Source organism: Allocellulophaga tsushimaensis (assembly GCF_055383085.1).
Genome location: NZ_AP039451.1, coordinates 1,537,369 through 1,555,692, shown reverse-complemented (window position 1 = coordinate 1,555,692; position 18,324 = coordinate 1,537,369). Strand labels below are relative to the sequence as shown.

The 18,324-nt window shown below is 32.5% G+C and carries 15 protein-coding genes; 9 read left to right on the top strand and 6 right to left on the bottom strand.

The genetic code is table 11. The annotated features are described in order from the left end of the window. Positions 1–146 precede the first annotated feature (146 nt). On the bottom strand, positions 147–3,284 hold the full coding sequence (locus ACZ451_RS06740) for a WD40/YVTN/BNR-like repeat-containing protein (protein WP_464216347.1): 3,138 nt from the start codon (positions 3,282–3,284) through the stop codon (positions 147–149). Positions 3,285–3,404: 120 nt separating this feature from the next. On the opposite strand from ACZ451_RS06740, the gene ACZ451_RS06735 reads away from it, so the two are divergent. The 9 genes from ACZ451_RS06735 (at position 3,405) to ACZ451_RS06695 (ending at position 14,435) form a co-directional block, all read left to right on the top strand. Further along, complete coding sequence (locus ACZ451_RS06735; RefSeq protein ID WP_464216346.1) at positions 3,405–5,156, top strand: hypothetical protein; 1,752 nt, start codon at positions 3,405–3,407, stop codon at positions 5,154–5,156. 123 nt (positions 5,157–5,279) lie between these two features. Beyond that, complete coding sequence (locus ACZ451_RS06730) at positions 5,280–6,560, top strand: serine hydrolase domain-containing protein (protein ID WP_464216345.1); 1,281 nt, start codon at positions 5,280–5,282, stop codon at positions 6,558–6,560. A 22-nt stretch (positions 6,561–6,582) separates the two neighbouring features. Continuing rightward, complete coding sequence (locus tag ACZ451_RS06725; RefSeq protein ID WP_464216344.1) at positions 6,583–8,400, top strand: glycoside hydrolase family 2 protein; 1,818 nt, start codon at positions 6,583–6,585, stop codon at positions 8,398–8,400. A 236-nt stretch (positions 8,401–8,636) separates the two neighbouring features. After that, positions 8,637–8,969 (top strand): hypothetical protein, encoded by a 333-nt coding sequence (locus ACZ451_RS06720; protein ID WP_464216343.1) that lies wholly within the window; start codon positions 8,637–8,639, stop codon positions 8,967–8,969. 32 nt (positions 8,970–9,001) lie between these two features. Further along, on the top strand, positions 9,002–11,386 hold the full coding sequence (locus tag ACZ451_RS06715) for a TonB-dependent receptor (protein ID WP_464216342.1): 2,385 nt from the start codon (positions 9,002–9,004) through the stop codon (positions 11,384–11,386). A 10-nt stretch (positions 11,387–11,396) separates the two neighbouring features. After that, positions 11,397–11,954: a type 1 periplasmic binding fold superfamily protein gene (locus ACZ451_RS06710; protein WP_464216341.1), complete on the top strand. Its 558-nt coding sequence runs from the start codon at positions 11,397–11,399 to the stop codon at positions 11,952–11,954. A 142-nt stretch (positions 11,955–12,096) separates the two neighbouring features. Further along, positions 12,097–12,714 carry a hypothetical protein gene (locus ACZ451_RS06705; protein ID WP_464216340.1) on the top strand — a complete coding sequence of 206 codons (618 nt, stop codon included), beginning with the start codon at positions 12,097–12,099 and terminating at the stop codon, positions 12,712–12,714. Positions 12,715–12,723: 9 nt separating this feature from the next. Next, positions 12,724–13,608, top strand: coding sequence for a 3-keto-disaccharide hydrolase (locus ACZ451_RS06700; RefSeq protein ID WP_464216339.1), 885 nt, complete (start codon positions 12,724–12,726; stop codon positions 13,606–13,608). A gap of 20 nt (positions 13,609–13,628) precedes the next feature. Next, positions 13,629–14,435, top strand: a complete 807-nt coding sequence (locus tag ACZ451_RS06695) for an EcsC family protein (protein WP_464216338.1) — start codon at positions 13,629–13,631, stop codon at positions 14,433–14,435. Positions 14,436–14,731: 296 nt separating this feature from the next. Here the strand turns inward: ACZ451_RS06695 and ACZ451_RS06690 are convergent, their stop codons facing one another. The 5 genes from ACZ451_RS06690 to ACZ451_RS06670 form a co-directional block, all read right to left on the bottom strand. Beyond that, positions 14,732–14,980: a hypothetical protein gene (locus ACZ451_RS06690; RefSeq protein WP_464216337.1), complete on the bottom strand. Its 249-nt coding sequence runs from the start codon at positions 14,978–14,980 to the stop codon at positions 14,732–14,734. 433 nt (positions 14,981–15,413) lie between these two features. After that, complete coding sequence (locus tag ACZ451_RS06685; RefSeq protein ID WP_464216336.1) at positions 15,414–16,292, bottom strand: M28 family metallopeptidase; 879 nt, start codon at positions 16,290–16,292, stop codon at positions 15,414–15,416. A gap of 77 nt (positions 16,293–16,369) precedes the next feature. Then, positions 16,370–16,522, bottom strand: a complete 153-nt coding sequence (locus ACZ451_RS06680; RefSeq protein ID WP_464216335.1) for a hypothetical protein — start codon at positions 16,520–16,522, stop codon at positions 16,370–16,372. Positions 16,523–16,656: 134 nt separating this feature from the next. Continuing rightward, positions 16,657–17,091 carry a DUF1801 domain-containing protein gene (locus ACZ451_RS06675; protein ID WP_464216334.1) on the bottom strand — a complete coding sequence of 145 codons (435 nt, stop codon included), beginning with the start codon at positions 17,089–17,091 and terminating at the stop codon, positions 16,657–16,659. 71 nt (positions 17,092–17,162) lie between these two features. Beyond that, positions 17,163–18,239: a serine hydrolase domain-containing protein gene (locus tag ACZ451_RS06670; RefSeq protein WP_464216333.1), complete on the bottom strand. Its 1,077-nt coding sequence runs from the start codon at positions 18,237–18,239 to the stop codon at positions 17,163–17,165. Positions 18,240–18,324: the final 85 nt, after the last annotated feature.

Below are 18,324 nucleotides of genomic sequence, written 5' to 3'. Positions count from 1 at the left end.
AAATATACGCATAAAAAACCACAACTTTAATGTTGTGGTTTTTTATTTCTTACTCAATACAGCACTAAGTCATAGACTTTGCACAGTAGAGTATAAAGTATTGGTGTCTTCAAATTTGAAACAATATCTCATAAGATCTTTAATTCTTATTCCTCCACAAACAAATACTCTAGTTTTAAAGTATTAAACGCTGCATTAAATTGCTCAATTTCTTTGGCAATTAAAGCATTAAAAGCATCTAGCTGAAGGCTAATGGCTGCAGTCAACTCATTTTTAACTGCAATATCTTGCTCCGTTGGTGGAAAGTCGTCTATAGCTACCAAACTATTTAAATGTCCTAATTTATTCGTAAGTTTTATTGGGAAATTTAAAGGATCTTGATTACTCCTATTTTTGGTTTGATACAAGGCTTTTTCTACTTCTCCAAATTGCTCCTTCATCGCTTTGGCCTTTTCTACTAAAGCTGTAGTCTGTGTATTGTCTTTATATTGTTTTGTAAAAGCATCTAATTGTGCTGTTATCTTTTTTATCTTTTTTATAGATTGATGCGCTTTATCTATAGTGGTATTAATATCAGTTATAAAATTAAATTGCTTTTGCATGTCTGCAACAGAAACCTCAGCTCTGGGATCTGGAAGAATTGTAAACGTTTCTGCCGTAGAAACGCCATTAACATTTAAGTGTACTTTATACTTCCCCGGAACTGCTTTGGCACCATTTAAATTAGCCCACCATAAAATCATTCCGTCTAATTTTTCTGCTCCTTTTCCACGGGTGTTCCACACAAAAGTATTACCTCCCTTTTTGACTTCTAATTTTTTATCTTTTTTCTTAGAATGATTGGTATATTTTGCTAAAGTATCACCTTGCACTGTTGTGTAGGTTAAGGCAATTGTATCTTTTTCTGTTAGGTCTTTTAAATAGAAATGTGTAATTACTCCATTAGGATGATTTTGCCCTTCTAACTTTGATGGTTCTTTTCTAGCTCCTCCTTTTGTTCGGTATGAATCTTTAGGCTGATACAAAATTATACCGTTTGTTTTGGTATTTTCTCCTTGTTGGTGCAGCACGGTTAAATCATCTATAATCCATAAACTTCTTCCTTGTGTTGCTACTATTAAATTGTTTTCTTTTAGGGTTAAATCTGTTATAGGAACTATAGGTAAATTTAACTGAAACGGATTCCAATTGGCGCCATCATCAAAAGAAATATACATTCCTGTTTCTGTACCTGCATACAGTAAGCCCTTTCTTTTAGGGTCTTCGCGAACTACTCGCGTAAAATGTTCTTTATTTATACCGTTTGTTATTTTTTTCCAAGTCTTTCCGTAGTCTGTTGTTTTATATAAATAGGGCGTAAAATCTCCCAGCTTATATCGTGTAGCTGCTACGTAACAAGTCCCTTCATCAAAAGCGGAAGGTTCTATACTATTAATCATACTCCATTCTGGCATTATACTGGGCGTTATATTTTCCCAGGTACTTCCTCCGTTTTTTGTAATATGTACTAAACCATCATCGCTACCCACCCATAACAAACCTTCTTTAAGCGGACTTTCATTTGCTGCAAAAATGGTACAGTAATATTCTACACTCGTATTATCTTGCGTAATTGGCCCACCACTAGACACTATTTTTTTAGGATCATTACGAGTCAAATCATCACTCAATAATGTCCAACTTTGCCCTTCGTTTTCGGTTACATGAACATGGTTAGAAAAGGTATATAATTTCTTAGGGTTATGCCGACTAAAAATAATGGGGAAATTCCATTGAAAACGATATTTCATTCCTTCTGCTCCATGCCCCATCGGGTTGTCTGGCCATACATTAATACCTCTTGTTGTTCCTGTTTTATGGTTTTTTCGAGTTAAAAAACCATCATAACTACCACCATATACAATATCATTATTTGTTGGATCTACCGCAATATGAGCCGACTCTCCTCCTGCTGTAGGTTCCCAATCTTTATCAGTGATGGAAAAACCATCACTTCTATGCTTAATCCGCATGGTAGAATTATCTTGCTGCGCTACATAAATACGGTATGGGAATGCATTATCTGTGGTAACCCTATAAAATTGTGAGGTAGGTTGGTTGTAATAGGTACTCCAAGTTTCGCCTCCGTCATAAGTAACTTGCGCACCACCATCATCTCCAATAATCATTCGCTTTGCATTTTCAGGTGAAATCCAAAGATCGTGATGGTCTCCGTGTGGCGCATTAAAGGTGTTAAAGCTTTTTCCACCATCGGTAGATTTATGGTAACGTACGTTTAAAACATAAACCGTATTCTCATCTTCGGTATCAGCATACAAACGCGTGTAATACCAGGCACGCTGACGCAATTTACGCTCACTATTTACTTGTGTCCATTCTTTGCCGCCATCATAGGAACGGTACAATCCGCCTTTTTCTTTATTTTCTACAATAGCCCATATGCGCTCGGAATTTTTAGGGGAAACGGTAACGCCAATAATCCCTAAAGTATCTTTAGGAAAACCTTTGTTTGTAGAAATTTCTGTCCAACTTTCTCCACTATCTGTACTTTTCCATAAGGCAGAGCCATCACCACCGCTACTTAAGCTATAGGGCGTACGTTTTGCGCGCCATGTAGAAGCATATAAAATTCTAGGATTGTTTGGGTCCATAACTAAATCTACAGCTCCCGCCTGGTTATTCGCAAATAAGGTTTTCTTCCATGTTTTACCTCCATCTATGCTTTTATACACCCCACGTTCTTGCGTAGGTTTATAAATATTTCCTAAAACTGCTGCATATACGATGTTATGATTGGTTGGGTGAATGCGAATTCTAGGCACATGCCGGCTATTTTTTAGTCCTACGGATGTCCATGTTTTTCCTGCGTCTTCTGTTTTCCAAATACCATAACCTGATGATACATTCCCACGCAAGGTTTTTTCACCTCCCCCAACATAAATTACATTCGGGTCGCTTTTAGAAACTTCAATAGCACCTATACTACCCCCAAAAAAGCCATCAGAAATATTTCCCCATGTTCTACCACCATCGGTAGTTTTCCAAACACCCCCACCAGTAGCACCAAAGTAAAAGAGATTGGGTTCTCCTGGCACACCAGTAACCGCAGCAGAACGCCCACCTCTAAAAGGACCTATTAATCGGTATTCTAAACTAGAATACAGTTCTTCTGGATAAGCAGTTGTTACAGTGTTTTTCTTTTTTCTTTTTTGTGCTGTTGTCGTTTCTGGAAAAAGGCAAAGGACCAGTAAGAACATGCCAATTTTAGAGCATAGTGTTTTCATCTTTTTAATTTAAATTAGTCGGTACTAAAAGTAGGGAAAAAGATGGGGATTTGGAAGTGTACTTTTTTAAAGCTATTGAAAGTATTCATACCTTAGTAAAATCATTGATTTAAGTACTTTATGAAAAAAATTCTGATCTTATTACTTTTTTTAAATTTAAAAACCTATGCACAATTTAAATTGTTGAGTCCTGAGAAAGAAGAAAAGACTTTTAACCTTATTCATCATAGACCTTCTCCTAATAATAAGCTATCTAAGCTCTTAAAAAGGTATATCACAGAGAAAGAATTAGCACAACTTACATCCTTTGGTAAACTACCTAATTTAAAAAATAGTATCAGGGCTAGATTTGATATCAATAATTATGGAAAGCCTACTAATTTTAGAGTTTTTGTACGAAAAGAGATTTTTAAACTAAATAAAAAAATAGAAGTTGAAGTAGATGATTTTGGAAACCCAATTAGAACTAGGAATATTTCAGAAAATAGACCTATCGGGTTAAGTATGAAGATACAAAATGCACTCAAAGACTTTTTAAGTAAAGAAATTCCTAATCTAGAAAACCTAAAACAAGCAAGAAACTATATTCAACTATTCTCAAAAGAAGGGAATAGAAATATAATCAATGCCAGTTCAATAATCGTAAGTGATTATCCTCCCATTTTTAAAAACTGTTCAGAAAAAACTTTTAATAGCATGCATGATTGTTTTGAAGATGACTTAGAAAGTTTCATCATTACTAATATGGATAGTAAATTATTAAAAAGTGAAGCTATTATTGGTGAATTACGTATTCACATTAATTTCAAAATTGAAAAAACTGGACAATTTACAGACATAAAAATTCATAGTTATTCCCCTAATATTTATACAAACGGTGAAGCATTTGATATAAAGGTAAATTCATACTCTAGTAAGATTGAAAAAGAAATAAAAAGAATACTCTATTTATATCAAGACCAGATTGTATCACCTGCAAATAGAAATGGTATTGCCTTTGCGTCCTATGCTGGCACCACAATAAAATTATTTATCAATGAGATTTTTACAACAAGTGAAATTAGTGAACTAGAAAATAATCTTTACACTAAACTTTTTAGAAAAGAATTAAATAAGAATGAGTTAGCTAAAACAAATTTTGATCAGGCACACCCTAACACAAAAGTTTTTTTAAATTTTAACTCAGAAGGAGAAGTAGAAAAAATTTGGACAAATACAACAAATAAAAAATTAAATAAAAATATTATAAAAATTGTTAAAGAAAATATCTTAGATACTTTAAACATTAATAAATCAATTGATAAACTATATTCATTAACTGTTTTAAGAAATGTAAATAAAAAAAAGCAAATACTTGTAGATAATAAGTTTAAATGGGTTTCCAATGGTTCTTTTAAAAAATGTATTTCTTGCGAAAATTTTGAAGATATTCAAAAACAAAATGTAATTAACATAGAACAACATATAGCTTCAGAATTTAATGCTTTAAGCAAATCTTATAGATTAAAAAGGGAAAACAAAACTGTTTTGAAAGACGAAGGCCCCTACGAAATATACAATGTTTCAACAAATGATTATAAAATAACCAGTATTTCAATAGGTAAAAATAGAGAAAAATCACTTAAAAATAGGTTACATTTAAAAATTGGAATAGATAAGAATGGAGATATTTTTAAACTATTTGGACCTAGCATAAATAACTTCTATAGAAGTAAAAAAGAAAAAATTGATGCTAAATCTTTTGACATCATAAGAAAACAAGTTGATTCCATAATACAGGAAATGCCAAGTTTTTTAAAAGTTCCAATGAAAAATGGAAACCCAACAAGCATAGAATTCAATAATCTTTCTTTTGAGATAGATTATTTATAAAAGCTATCACTATCAAAATAACACATGTAAGGAAGATCATTTACAACATTGCTATAAATAACACTACATACGTATCTAAAACAACAACTAGTAATCCTTAAATTCGCTAAAAAGTAACTCTATATGAAACAACACATCCTAATTCTAGCAAGTTTCTTTATTGCTTTTAACTCATGTAACAGCCAGAAAAAAAATAGTCCCCAAACAAAAGAAGCTTCAGCTATTGTTCATGAGCTAGCTGTAAAAAGAATAGACTCTACGTTAGAGGCTTATACTACATCTGGTAAAATTGCTGGGGTATCTGCCTTAATTTTTGAAAAAGGTGAAGAAGTATATAGCAACGCTTTTGGCTATGCAGATCGGGAAGCTAAAACCCAAATGGATAGAAAAACCATTGCATTGATTTATTCTATGACCAAACCTATTACGGGTACAGCATTAATGCAACTCTACGAAAAAGGGCTTTTTAAATTAGATGATCCTTTAGAAAATTATTTGCCCGAGTTTAAGAATATGCAAGTATATACGGGTGTTGATGCTGATGGAAATGTCCTTACTGAGCCTGCAAAAAGACCTATTTCTATTAGAGATTTAACAAGGCACACCGCTGGCTTCATTAATAATGGTAATGTTCCTGGTTTAAGTGCTCAAATGAATGCGCTAAATATCAGAAGATTTAATATTACACTTGCGGAACAAGCTAAGAAGTTTGGAAGTATACCGCTGTGGTATCAACCTGGAGAAAAATGGGAATACGGCCCATCTGTAGATGTACAAGCTTTATTAGTAGAGCGTCTTTCCGGACAATCTTTTGGCAGCTATATTCAAGAACATATTTTTAAACCCTTAGGTATGGAAGAAACCCGTTACTTTGTTCCTGAAGAAGACAGAAAGCGTTTGGCAGCTTCCTATGTATTAAATGATAGTGGATTGACCAGAGCTTCAGATGAACGTACCCGTTTTAACACCAACAAATGGCCTTTAACACCAGGCGGTTGGGGATTAACTTCTACTTTAGATGATTATATGACCTTTGCGCGGATGTTAGTCAATAAAGGCACACTCAATGGCATTACTATTCTACAACCAGAAACGGTAACATTAATGACTACCAATCATTTATCTGAAACGATAAAAGAACGTTCTTGGTTACCAAGTAAAGGACAAGTTGGTTTTGGAATTGATTTTGCTATTCGTCTAAGACCTCCTGCAACGGCCAAAGAGATTCATGGCGTTGTAGGTGAGTTTTTCTGGGATGGTGCCGCAAGCACTTTATTTTGGGTTGATCCTAAAAATGAGCTAACCGCTGTTCTTTTTGTACAATTATTTCCTTTTGACCAAATAGGCTTGCATAAAAACTTTAAAGATGCGGTTTATGGCAAAGCCGTTTTTGATCAAAATTAATAATATCAACAAAATCTAAAAAATGAGAATCATTGGGTATATTTTTATTGTAATAGCGCTAAGTTCAAGTCTAAAAATCTCAGCACAAAAAGAAGGGTTTTCTCCACTTTTACAAAATATAGATTCCAGAGAAAAAACTACTTTAGATGGTATGTGGGATATTATTATTGATCCTTTAGAGAATGGCTATTACAATCATAGATTACAAGAAAAGGATAATGGCTACTTTAAAAATGCCAAAATGAAAGATCCTTCCGATCTTATTGAATATAATTTTGATACTAGCTTTCAATTAATGGTTCCTGGAGATTGGAATACACAAATGGAAAAGTTATATTATTATGAAGGAACTGTTTGGTATAAAAAAGACTTTAAGTATACCAAGAATGATAGCAAAGCTGCCTTTTTGTATTTTGAAACAGTAAATTACGAAGCTATTGTATACCTTAATGGAGTACGTATTGGGAAACATATTGGTGGTTATACGCCATTTCAGTTTGAAGTTACCGATAAACTAAAAGAAGGGAGTAATTTTGTTGTTGTAAAAGTAGATAATAAACGAAAAAGAGAAAATGTACCTACCGTAAACCAAGATTGGTGGAACTATGGCGGCATTACAAGACCCGTACATCTTATTAGCACTCCTAAATCTCATATTACCGATTATTCCATTCAATTAGCCAAGGGAAGCACAAATAAAATTGAAGGATGGGTATCGGTAACAAATGCTACAGATGGTGATGCTGTAAGTGTGAGTATCCCTGAATTAAAAAAAACTGCGAATGCTAAACTAAAAAACGGAATCGCTAATTTTTCTTTGAAAGCCAACCCCAAACTTTGGGAACCAAAAAATCCAAAAACATATCAAATTAGTATAAAAACTGCTACTGATAAAGTAACAGATGCTATTGGCTTTAGAACCATTATTACCGATGGCGCTAAAATATTATTAAACGGAAAAGAAATTTTTTTAAAAGGAATAAGCATTCATGAAGAAGCCCCTTTTAAAACAGGGCGTATAACTTCTAAAGAGGAATGTAAAATACTATTAGAATGGGCTAAAGAATTAGGCTGTAATTTTATTCGTTTGGCACATTACCCACACAGTGAGGTGATGGTACGCGAAGCCGAAAAAATGGGTTTCATGATCTGGTCTGAAATCCCCGTGTATTGGACCATACAGTTTGATGATAAGAATACCTATGCAAATGCAGAAAATCAGCTTACAGAAATGATTTCTAGAGATAAAAACCGAGCAGCAGTTGTATTATGGTCTATGGCCAATGAAACGCCCGAAGGGGAAGCAAGATTAGCCTTTATAAAAAAATTAGCAGCACAAGCCCGGAAATTAGATACTAGCAGACTAATAACAGCAGCATTAGATACGCAAGGGCAAGGTGATGATGGGAATTTAATTGAAGATTTACTCGGTAATGTAGTTGATGTAATAGGTATTAACAACTATTGTGGTTGGTATTACGGAGCTCCAGAAACTTGCGTCAAAATAAAATGGGCAAGTGCTTATAACAAACCTATGATTATGAGTGAGATTGGTGGAGGAGCACTTTATGGTTTACATGGCAAAAAAAATGAACGTTGGACGGAAGAATATCAGGCAGAAGTATATAATACAAATATAGAAATGATGCAAAATATTGACTTCTTAGCAGGTGTATCTCCTTGGATTTTGATGGACTTTCGTTCTGCCAGACGTCCCTTAAGAAGAATCCAAGACGATTTTAATAGAAAAGGTCTAATTTCTGAACAGGGGATGAAAAAGCAAGCGTTTTTTGTGCTACAAGCGTATTACAACACCAAAGCAAATTATATTAAAAAATAAAAAGTGTTAATTACTGTTTTTGTATACTTTTTGCTACTGGCCTAGCCTTACTTTTATTTAGAAAATAGCGGTAGTAAAATCTTTATTCTAATATAGAGCTGATATAATTTTTTGTTTATTAGTAAGCTATTCTGTTATTAACACCTTAAATATTAAATTATTTATAATACTGATACTCAAATTTCGCTTTATAAAATAGTTCTTTATCTTTGCTCATTAGATTCTTAATAAGATTAATGATTTTAAGAAAACAAATAGCGCAAATAATACTACCTTTTGTATTGTTGTTGGTAATTTTATTACCGACCACTATTCAGTTTTCTCATATCTTAGAAGGACATGAGCATATTCCTTGCAAAAAAGTAAATACGCATGTTCATGAAGACGTATCAGATTGTACTATTTGTGATTTTCAGATCACTTCATATAATTATGATGTTGCAGAGTATCCTACTTTTTTAGCACCTCATACCCCTTTAAAGTTAAAAAAATCTTTTTACGATCTTCTTTTCACCTCTTTTATAAAAAAGAGTACACAATTGCGGGGCCCACCTTCTTTTCTTGCTTAGTTAAAAATATTTTATCCTAATCAAGAATTTATATGCGCGCATTTATGTTGTTGTTGCTGTTATTATGCAGTACATCAATTATTTCTCAAAATTGCAATAATACCCTATCAGGAAAGGTAATAGACCTCCATGATGGTGTAGTACTTAGTGGAGCAACAATTATTGTTGCTGGTATAGAAAAAGCAACCGTAACGGATGTAGATGGCAAGTTTACCATCTCAGGTTTATGCAATCAAAACTATGCGATACAAGTATCACATCCATACTGCCTTACCCAAGGATTTATTGTTAAGTTAAATGGAAACACTACTAAAACCTTTAGTTTAGAGCATCATTTAGATGAACTAAACGAAGTGATTATTAGTGGAAAAGCGTATAGCTCTAAAGTAAATACAGCTAGCGAAAGTAGAATTTCCGAAATAGATATAGAGCGTTATAGCAGTGGCTCTCTAGGAGATGCATTAAATAATATCTCTGGCGTTTCTTCTCTTAATACCGGTAATACAGTAGTTAAACCATTAATACATGGTTTACACAGTAGCAGAGTGGTCATTATAAATAATGGGGTACGGATGCAAGATCAGGAGTGGGGAGCAGAACACGCTCCTAATATAGATATTAATTCTGCAGGAAATATTACTTTAATTAAAGGAGCAGGAGCTTTGCAATTTAGCGGTGATGCTGTTGGTGGCATTATCATTGCTGAAGCTGCAAAAATTCCAGTAAAAGACACGTTGTATGGGAAAACCTTATTTACAGGTGCTTCTAATGGTCGTGGCGCTTCACTAACCTCTCAGCTAACCAAAAGTTATCAGAATGGTTGGTTTGGAACCTTACAAGGAACGGTAAAGCGTTTTGGAGATTTTGAAGCTCCAGATTATGTGCTAAGCAATACAGGTAATTCTCAGCAAAGTGCTTCATTCAGTTTTGGATTAAACCGTTTTAATTATGGTTTTGAAGGTTACTATTCTTTATTTAAGAATGAGATAGGTATTCTTAGTGCATCTCATTTAGGTGGTGCACCAGATCTTATCCGTGCGCTTTCTAGTGATGTTCCACTAATTATTGAAGATTTTACATATGCTATTAATTCTCCAAGACAAGATGTAACACATCATTTAGCGCGCTTAAAAGCCTTTAAAACATTTAAAGGTATCGGTAAAATAAGTCTCCAATATGATTTTCAGCAAAATAACCGATTAGAGTTCGATATTAGGCGCGGAGATGATAATAGAGCTTCTTTAGACTTAGAATTAAAAACACATTCACTTTTTTTAGATCTTACAACAACTCTTTTAGATGCGGTAAGCCTAAAAGCAGGTACCATGTTTCGCTATCAGAATAATTTTGCAGATCCTAGTACAGGAGTACGTAGATTAATTCCTGATTATGATAAATATGATTTAGGGCTTTACGGAATTCTAAATTATAGACCCAACGAAAAACTTTTATTAGAAATGGGAGGTCGTTTTGATTATACTAAATTAGATGTTTTTAAATTCTATGGCACTTCTTTTTGGGAATCGCGCAATTACGATCAGCTTTTTCCAGAAATTGTTATTGAAGAGTCTGCAAACCAGATTTTAACAAATCCACAATTAACGTTTAACAATGTGTCTGCAACAGCAGGACTTACCTATAATTTTGGACAGAAAAATAGCCTGTTTTTCAACTATTCTTTAGCATCACGTGCACCAAATCCTTCCGAACTTTTTAGTGAAGGCTTGCATCAATCAGCTGCCAGAATAGAATTAGGTGATTTACGGTTTACTTCCGAAAAGGCACATAAGCTTGCAGTAAGCCTGGAGCATAAAGGCGATAAATTTCAATTGGCTGTACATCCTTATATTGATTTCATTGACAATTTTATTGTGATAGAACCAACAGGGATTCAGCAAACCATAAGAGGTAATTTTCAAGTTTGGGAATACCGGCAAACCGACGCACAATTACTGGGTGTAGATATAGATGCCTCTTATGCTTTTGCAGAACATTTTAAATTTCTGCATCAATTTTCTTTGATTAAAGGCTATGACCAGGTAAATGATGAAGCACTGATTAATATGCCACCAGTAAACACCAGAAACGAGATTGTTTATCAAAATCCAAAATTAAATGGTTTAAGACTAGCATTACAGAGTGAGTTTTTCTTTCAGCAAAACGAATTCCCTGATACCAATTTTGAAGCTTTTAATCCAATCACAGAAACTATGGTTTTATTAGATGTAAGCACCCCACCAAATGCTTATCATTTATTACATTTTAATTCTGAAATTAACCTAAGTAACACTATTAAGTTGGGGCTTAATATTACGAATATATTAAATACCTCTTATAGAAATTACCTAAATCGTTTGCGATTTTATGCAGATGATTTGGGCAGAAACTTTTTATTAAATCTAAAAATTAATTATTAAAACAAATATCATGAAAAATTTAAAACTTTTAAACGCAATCTTTTTAACAACACTTTTATTTGTATCCTGTTCTGATGATGATGATAACACTCCAGAATTGATCAATGAAGATGAAGTAATAACCACGTTAACCGTAACCTTAACTCCTGAAGGAGGCGGAAACGCTATTACCCTACAAACGCGCGATTTAGATGGCGATGGCCCTAATGACCCTGTAGTTACCATTTCTGGAGATTTAACAAATGGTGTTACTTATAATGGTGCAATTGTTTTACTAAATGAAACAGAAACTCCTGCTGAAAACATAACTTTAGAAGTAGAAGAAGAAGATGATGAGCACCAATTTTTCTATACCGTTGGTACTGGTTTAGATATCGCTACAACTTATTCTAATTTTGATGCAAATAATAATCCATTAGGTACTGAGTTTACCCTTACACCAGGAGCTGCTGGTTCTGGAACATTAACTTTTACTTTACGTCATTTACCAACAAAGCCTAATAACGGATTAGCTGATGCTGGTGGCGAGACAGATATTGAAGCTGCATTTAGCATAGAAGTACTATAGCAGAAAATTAAAAATTTATAGAAGCTAAAATGCCCTTTGTAATAAAAGGGCATTTTTAATTTAAAAGAAAAAAGTAAACTTGCCCCGTAACATTCTGTACTTAGTATATACCTATACCATATAACTTTCTAAATTTATATACATGAAACTACTAAAAAGCATTTTTGGAGATTCTAAAAATCAAATCTGGCAACAAATTGCTACGGAAATAGATGGAGACTACATTGATAATGGTTTTTGGAAAAAAGATGCTGTAGCTTTTAAACATAACGAATGGGAAATTGTATTAGATACTTTTACAAGGCAAATGGGGAATAATCCTGTTACCTATACTAGAATACGAGTTCCATTTCTCAATAAAGACCAATTAAAATTCAAAATTTATAAAGAAAGTTTTTTTAGTAGTATTGGTAAGTTTTTTGGCATGCAAGACATCCAAATAATGGATAAAAAGTTTAATGAGCTATTTATTATTCAAGGAAATAATGAAGTTAAAATTAGAGAGCTCTTGAATGATATGACACTCAAAAAGCTTTTTTATACTTTACTAAAAGTACATATTGAAATTAAAGACAATGAAGGTTGGGGTGCTTCTACCAAATATCCTGAGAATGTAGATGTTATTTATTTTGAAACCATAGGAGTAATTAAAGAAAAGAAAGTACTCTTAGATTTATTTGAACTTTTTTCAGTATTATTAGACAGGCTAGTTCACTTAGATGCTGCTTATGAAGATAACCCTAACATAAAATTGAAATAATTATTTACAATGAAAAAAATTGCCATACTCTTTAGCATTACACTCTTATCTTTCTCTTGTAAAAATGAAATAAAACCAGAAATAACACCTGAAACTGGTTGGACAAAGTTATTAGACACAGAACTATCGCAATGGGATACTTATTTAAGTTATGCTTTACAAGAAGGCTATAAAGGAGAGGTGCCAAAAGATGCAAATGGTGAAGAACTTGCCCCTATTGGTTTAAATAAATCTGGATATGATGTATTTACAGTAGCAGCAGAAGAAAATAAACCTGTACTTAGAGTAAGCGGCGAAATTTATGGCTGCGTGGTGAGCAAAAAAGAGTATAAAAACTACCATTTAAAACTACAAACCAAATGGGGTGATTTAAAATCTGGACTCCGAAAAAATAAGCTTAAAGATTCTGGTATTATGTACCATTCTATTGGACCATTAGGAACAGATTATTTTAAATCTTGGATGCTCTCCCAAGAATTTCAGGTAATGAAAGGGCATACAGGAGATTACTGGAGTCAACAAAGCTCTGCTATAGATATTAGAGCTATTCCATCAGAAGGGATGGTGAATGCTATTGCAGATAACAATGCCAATTTTATCCCTTTTGGAGAAGGAGAAGCTACTATTTATTGTGTAAGAGCAGTTAATAACGAAAAACCTAATAATGATTGGAACACTCTAGAATTAATCTGTTTTGAAGGGAAAAGCCTTCATATTGTAAATGGTGAAGTAGTAATGATTCTAAAAAACTCAAGAAATATTGTAAATGGTAAAGCAGTTCCGCTAGTAAAAGGAAAAATACAATTGCAGAGTGAAGGAGCAGAAACGTTTTATAAAAATATAGAAATTAAAGAAATAACCACTATACCAACAAAATACACTGCGCTTTTCTAATATTCCTAAAACTCTACACTATGCCAAATATTATCGCTAAGAATACCATTTCTACAGAAGACCTTACTGCATTAAAAAATGCAAAACAAAAAATGGAGCAAATTGGTTGGGCTATGCAGGGGCTTAACAAGCTTGGGAATGTAATAGAAAATAAAGTGAATCTCTTACCAGAAAAGCAACAAAAATGGTTGCAACAAATCACCTATAAAGTACTGTATAGCGTAGTAAAAACAAATTTACTGTCTATGCAACAGCATAAAGTAAAGACAAGCCCTTTAAATAAAACGTATAAGGCATTAGTTACCACATCAGGAATTTTAGGAGGTACTTTGGGTGCATCTGCTTTTGCTATAGATTTAGGAATTACCACCAAATTCATGATGCGTTCTATTATGGATATTGCACGTAGTGAAGGTGAGGATTTAACCACTTATGATACACAGTTAGCCTGTTTACAGGTTTTTGCTTTGGGCGGAAAATCTAAACATGATGATGGCATGGAAACCACCTATTATGCATCTAGAATTGCATTAAACACCACCACAAAAGGCGGATTAAAAGCGGTAGAAGGGCTTCTAAAAAGTAGTGCTAACCCTATAGTACAATTTATTGCGGGTATTGCTTCCAAATTTAGCATCCAAGTTTCCGAAAAATTTGTGGCACAAGCTATTCCTATATTGGGTGCCGCAGGTGGTGGCGGTATTAATTTAGCTTTTATTACACATTTTCAAAAAATGGCGCAAGCTCATTTTACGGTAAGGCGATTAGAGCGTAAATATGGAGAGGAAATGATTAGACATCATTATGAGGCGATTGTATTACAATAGTGTTATTTGTTTTTTACCTCAGTTGTTTGTTGATGGTAGTATTCTTCTTATCAATTGTTATTTTTATCATAATAATCGAATAAATGCCCATCTTATTCACTTACTCTAATTAGTTCATTTGCATTTTTTATTAATCGCTGACATTCGCAATTCAAAGTAGATCAAGTTTACACAAAGAGAAGTCTAATCTACAATAATTACGATAAGGTATTGTATTTTTCTCTCTTTCCGTTTTATAGTCTTTCCAAAATTTATCTAATATTCCAATATCAAAACTGAATACGAGTGTCATTATCTCAATCTCTTTTTTTCAATTCTTCTCGAACTTCTTTCAATTCTGGATAAAGTATTGCTGGTCCTCCAACAGTACATATTGCTACTGTTAATATAGAAAAGTCTATTTCATTTCCGTTGAAATAATCTCTAAATATAAAATAAAACAACCCGATAATTACAGGAATAAATACAATAATAAGCCCTTTGAGACTTTTCTCTTTTGTTTTTAATTGTTCTTTCGTCAATTCTTTCAGTTTAGCTTTTCCCATAGTATAATTTCTTGAAATATTCTGTTTGTTTTAATCTAAATATTTTATTCATAATTTATCTTTTAATCTTTCACTATTGGAATGTCTAATAATCATTATTCCAAATAAAAGCATTATTAGACTTATACATACATTCACAATTCCAAATTGATGAGTAAGATGATATTCATCAAATGTATTTGTAAAATAATTCATAATAGAAATAAGTACTCTTATACTAGACCAAATTATAATAATGATTGCCCATATTCGTAAAACCAATAGGGGGTTTTTTCCATTATATTTTATGTTTATTAGTATCAAAAACAGTAATACCATAACAAACAGCAATGGCCCATAGCTTCCTATTAATGCATATTGGATAGCCTTTCTTAGAAAATAAAGTAAGGATACTATTAAAGAAGTAATTAGCCATATATTCTTCTTTATTATTTTAATCATTGAGCAAATCTTTTATTACTTCAAAAGCAAGGTTGGTAGAAGAAGCTAAATAATTAAAATCTACTAAGTGGTATTTATCCTCGGTTGAATCTTTTTTACCCGAGAGTTCGCCCTTAGCATAGGCTTGACTAATGCCAATAGTATTAATTCCTTCTTGGAAAAAAGAGGAGTAATCACTAGCATTTGATGTTATAGCATAAATTGGGATGTGTAGTTTATGAGCGTGTTTTTTATATAAATTTTCAATTTCTGCATTAGGTTTAGGAAGTGCTAACTGTACTTCTTTATTTTTATCTTCATCCCAACCTATTAGATCAAATGAATGTACAGAATGGATCTTATATTTACTAGTTTTTAAAAATTTTGCAAAGGCTAAACTACCTGCTGATATACTTTCTTCCTCTTGATCAAAATAAACAACTATTAAGTTCTTATTCCTACTTTTAATTTCTCTTGCTTGTTTTAAAACACTAGTTATAAGTGCAATACCAGAACCGTTATCAATTGCTCCAGGAAAGTTTTTGCCATCTGTATCATAGTGAGCCCCAATTACTACGTATTCATCACTATTATTTGTTGATGGTAATATGGTGTATATATTAGTTCCTTTCAACGGCTCAATTAAAAAATCAACAACAAGATTAGAATTCGGCATTTCATAATGTTGTAGATACGTAGTTACATTTAGTTGATTGAATAAAGATTTAAAATACGTTAATGTTATTCTCTTTTCTTTTCTGCTCCAACGACTTTTTAGAAGTACATTTTCATCTTTTACAGTCTTTATCTTTTGCTTACCTGTTAATTGACTAATAATCATTTTTTGAAATGCCATTTCACCTTTCGGAATTTCATCAATAACAATATTCAAATTTTCTTTAGTTGAACAACTTAAAAGGGTTATAAAAATTAAACAAAAGAATCTTGACATTTGGTTTTTTTAATTTCCTATAAATGCATAATTAATGGTAGTTCAGGACGTAAATCAAAGGATTTTTGTTGAATATTATTATCAATATATAGCTCCATTACATGCTCTTTTCCAGCTTTAATAGCTATGTTTTCTATTCCATTTATAGTTTTTATTGTTTCAGTTTTCAAATCTAAATCTATGATAACAGTTTGATTATGTTTTGGTTAAGAATTCTCCGATAGGGCCAATCCGAGCGTACCCAGTGATTATTAAAGATAAGAATTTTCCATAAAAAATTATAATCACTATTGGTAAGTTGTTGTTAATTTCTACAAGAGCACTCATGATGCTCATTGAGGTATGCAATTGTTTCCATGCTAAGTTTTTTTACAATTAGAATATTTAAATCGGTTAGTTTTTTAAAATATATACAGGCTTTCCCTATTTTAAATTTGCCTAGATCTTTTAGAAGAGCATCGCTCTTTTCTGTTTTTGAATAGATATAGAGTGAAAACTGGGTTTTTCGGGGTGAGAAGCCCAACAAAGGAGCATCACCTTCATGACCACTAGCATATGTATAATGATAGCTTCCAAAACCTATGATGGTTGGCCCCCACATTTTTGGTTCAAAACCAGACCATTTGCGCATTAATGCTATTAATTTATAGCTATCAGCCTTCTTTTGCTCATTATCTACATATGACTCAATGAAATCAAAAACATCTACTACTGTTTCAGTAGTTTTATTTTTAGCCATTTCGTTATTATTTTAAATTGTCTTAATACTTGCCAACATTTAACTGCTATGATCACACTTATGTATCGAATTTATTTAAGTATCATTTCAACCAAAGTATTGGTAAGGTCATCTTGGTTATACCATTCCGAAAAGCCATTAGCTAAAAAAATTACGGATATATTTTCTTTAGGGTATATTCTGAAAAATGTACACATGGCTCCTGAAAAACCAAATGCTTTTTTTCCATTTAGCGTAGTTGGCTCCCAACCATAGGAAAATGATTTATCTGATGTTGCATATGGAAACAATTCCCACATTTTATTTTTTGAATTTTCCGAAATAAGTTCATTATTATTAAATCTCTTGTTCCATTCAATAAATTCATCCATCGTTAGATGAAGACCATTACAGGCGTAAAAATAGTCGCCATTTGTGTAGTTCAAATCAATCATTAAACCTTCTTTTACCCATGGAAAATATGGAGTAGCCCTATTTTTTATAATTTCACGCGCATCACTTGAAAAGAAGACATTTTCTGTTTTTGAATTTGGAAATTGGTTCTTCATGATATAGTTAGATAAATCCATAGCTGAAATATGCTCAATAATTTCTTTTAAGAGCCAAAAGTTTGTCTGATTGTATTCATATTTTGTACCAACATCAAAATTTAATGGTAAACTATACACTCTTTCTTTTGCTTCTTCTATATTTAAATCTCTTAATTCAAATGGATTTTTCCCAACCATATCTGGCAAACCTGAAGAATGCGATAAAAGATGTTTAATCTTTATATTTCCCCAAGTTTTAGGAATATCTTTTATGTATTTTGAAACAAAATCTTCTAAATTCAGTTTATTCGCTTCAATTAAAGAAAATATCCCTACAGCAATAAATGGTTTTGTTAAAGAATATAGCGGATATATTGTCTTATCTGTAACGTTTACATCATGTTCTAAATTAACAAACCCATGCTCATATTCAAAAATGAGTTTATCATTCTTTATAATAGCAAATGAAACAGCTGGCATACCTAATTGGCTTTGAGTCTCTTTTAAAAAATTATTAAGTTTAATAGTATCTAAAGCTGTATAATTAGTTTGCGTATAACAAAGGAAATTGCTGAATAAGAATAGTAAGGCAAAGCTATACTTTATTATACTGTTCATTTCTTTTACTTTTTTGACTTTAATTATATTTAATTTTCTTGGAGACACAGCCTAGCAAGTGTAATATTGTTATGACTTCTTCAAT

Bases quoted from the DNA above. Each gene is read 5' to 3' on its own strand.
- ACZ451_RS06740 (WP_464216347.1), bottom strand. From the start codon at position 3,284: ATGAAAACACTATGCTCTAAAATTGGCATGTTCTTACTGGTCCTTTGC.
- ACZ451_RS06735 (WP_464216346.1), top strand. From the start codon at position 3,405: ATGAAAAAAATTCTGATCTTATTACTTTTTTTAAATTTAAAAACCTAT.
- ACZ451_RS06730 (WP_464216345.1), top strand. From the start codon at position 5,280: ATGAAACAACACATCCTAATTCTAGCAAGTTTCTTTATTGCTTTTAAC.
- ACZ451_RS06725 (WP_464216344.1), top strand. From the start codon at position 6,583: ATGAGAATCATTGGGTATATTTTTATTGTAATAGCGCTAAGTTCAAGT.
- ACZ451_RS06720 (WP_464216343.1), top strand. From the start codon at position 8,637: ATGATTTTAAGAAAACAAATAGCGCAAATAATACTACCTTTTGTATTG.
- ACZ451_RS06715 (WP_464216342.1), top strand. From the start codon at position 9,002: ATGCGCGCATTTATGTTGTTGTTGCTGTTATTATGCAGTACATCAATT.
- ACZ451_RS06710 (WP_464216341.1), top strand. From the start codon at position 11,397: ATGAAAAATTTAAAACTTTTAAACGCAATCTTTTTAACAACACTTTTA.
- ACZ451_RS06705 (WP_464216340.1), top strand. From the start codon at position 12,097: ATGAAACTACTAAAAAGCATTTTTGGAGATTCTAAAAATCAAATCTGG.
- ACZ451_RS06700 (WP_464216339.1), top strand. From the start codon at position 12,724: ATGAAAAAAATTGCCATACTCTTTAGCATTACACTCTTATCTTTCTCT.
- ACZ451_RS06695 (WP_464216338.1), top strand. From the start codon at position 13,629: ATGCCAAATATTATCGCTAAGAATACCATTTCTACAGAAGACCTTACT.
- ACZ451_RS06690 (WP_464216337.1), bottom strand. From the start codon at position 14,980: ATGGGAAAAGCTAAACTGAAAGAATTGACGAAAGAACAATTAAAAACA.
- ACZ451_RS06675 (WP_464216334.1), bottom strand. From the start codon at position 17,091: ATGGCTAAAAATAAAACTACTGAAACAGTAGTAGATGTTTTTGATTTC.
- ACZ451_RS06670 (WP_464216333.1), bottom strand. From the start codon at position 18,239: ATGAACAGTATAATAAAGTATAGCTTTGCCTTACTATTCTTATTCAGC.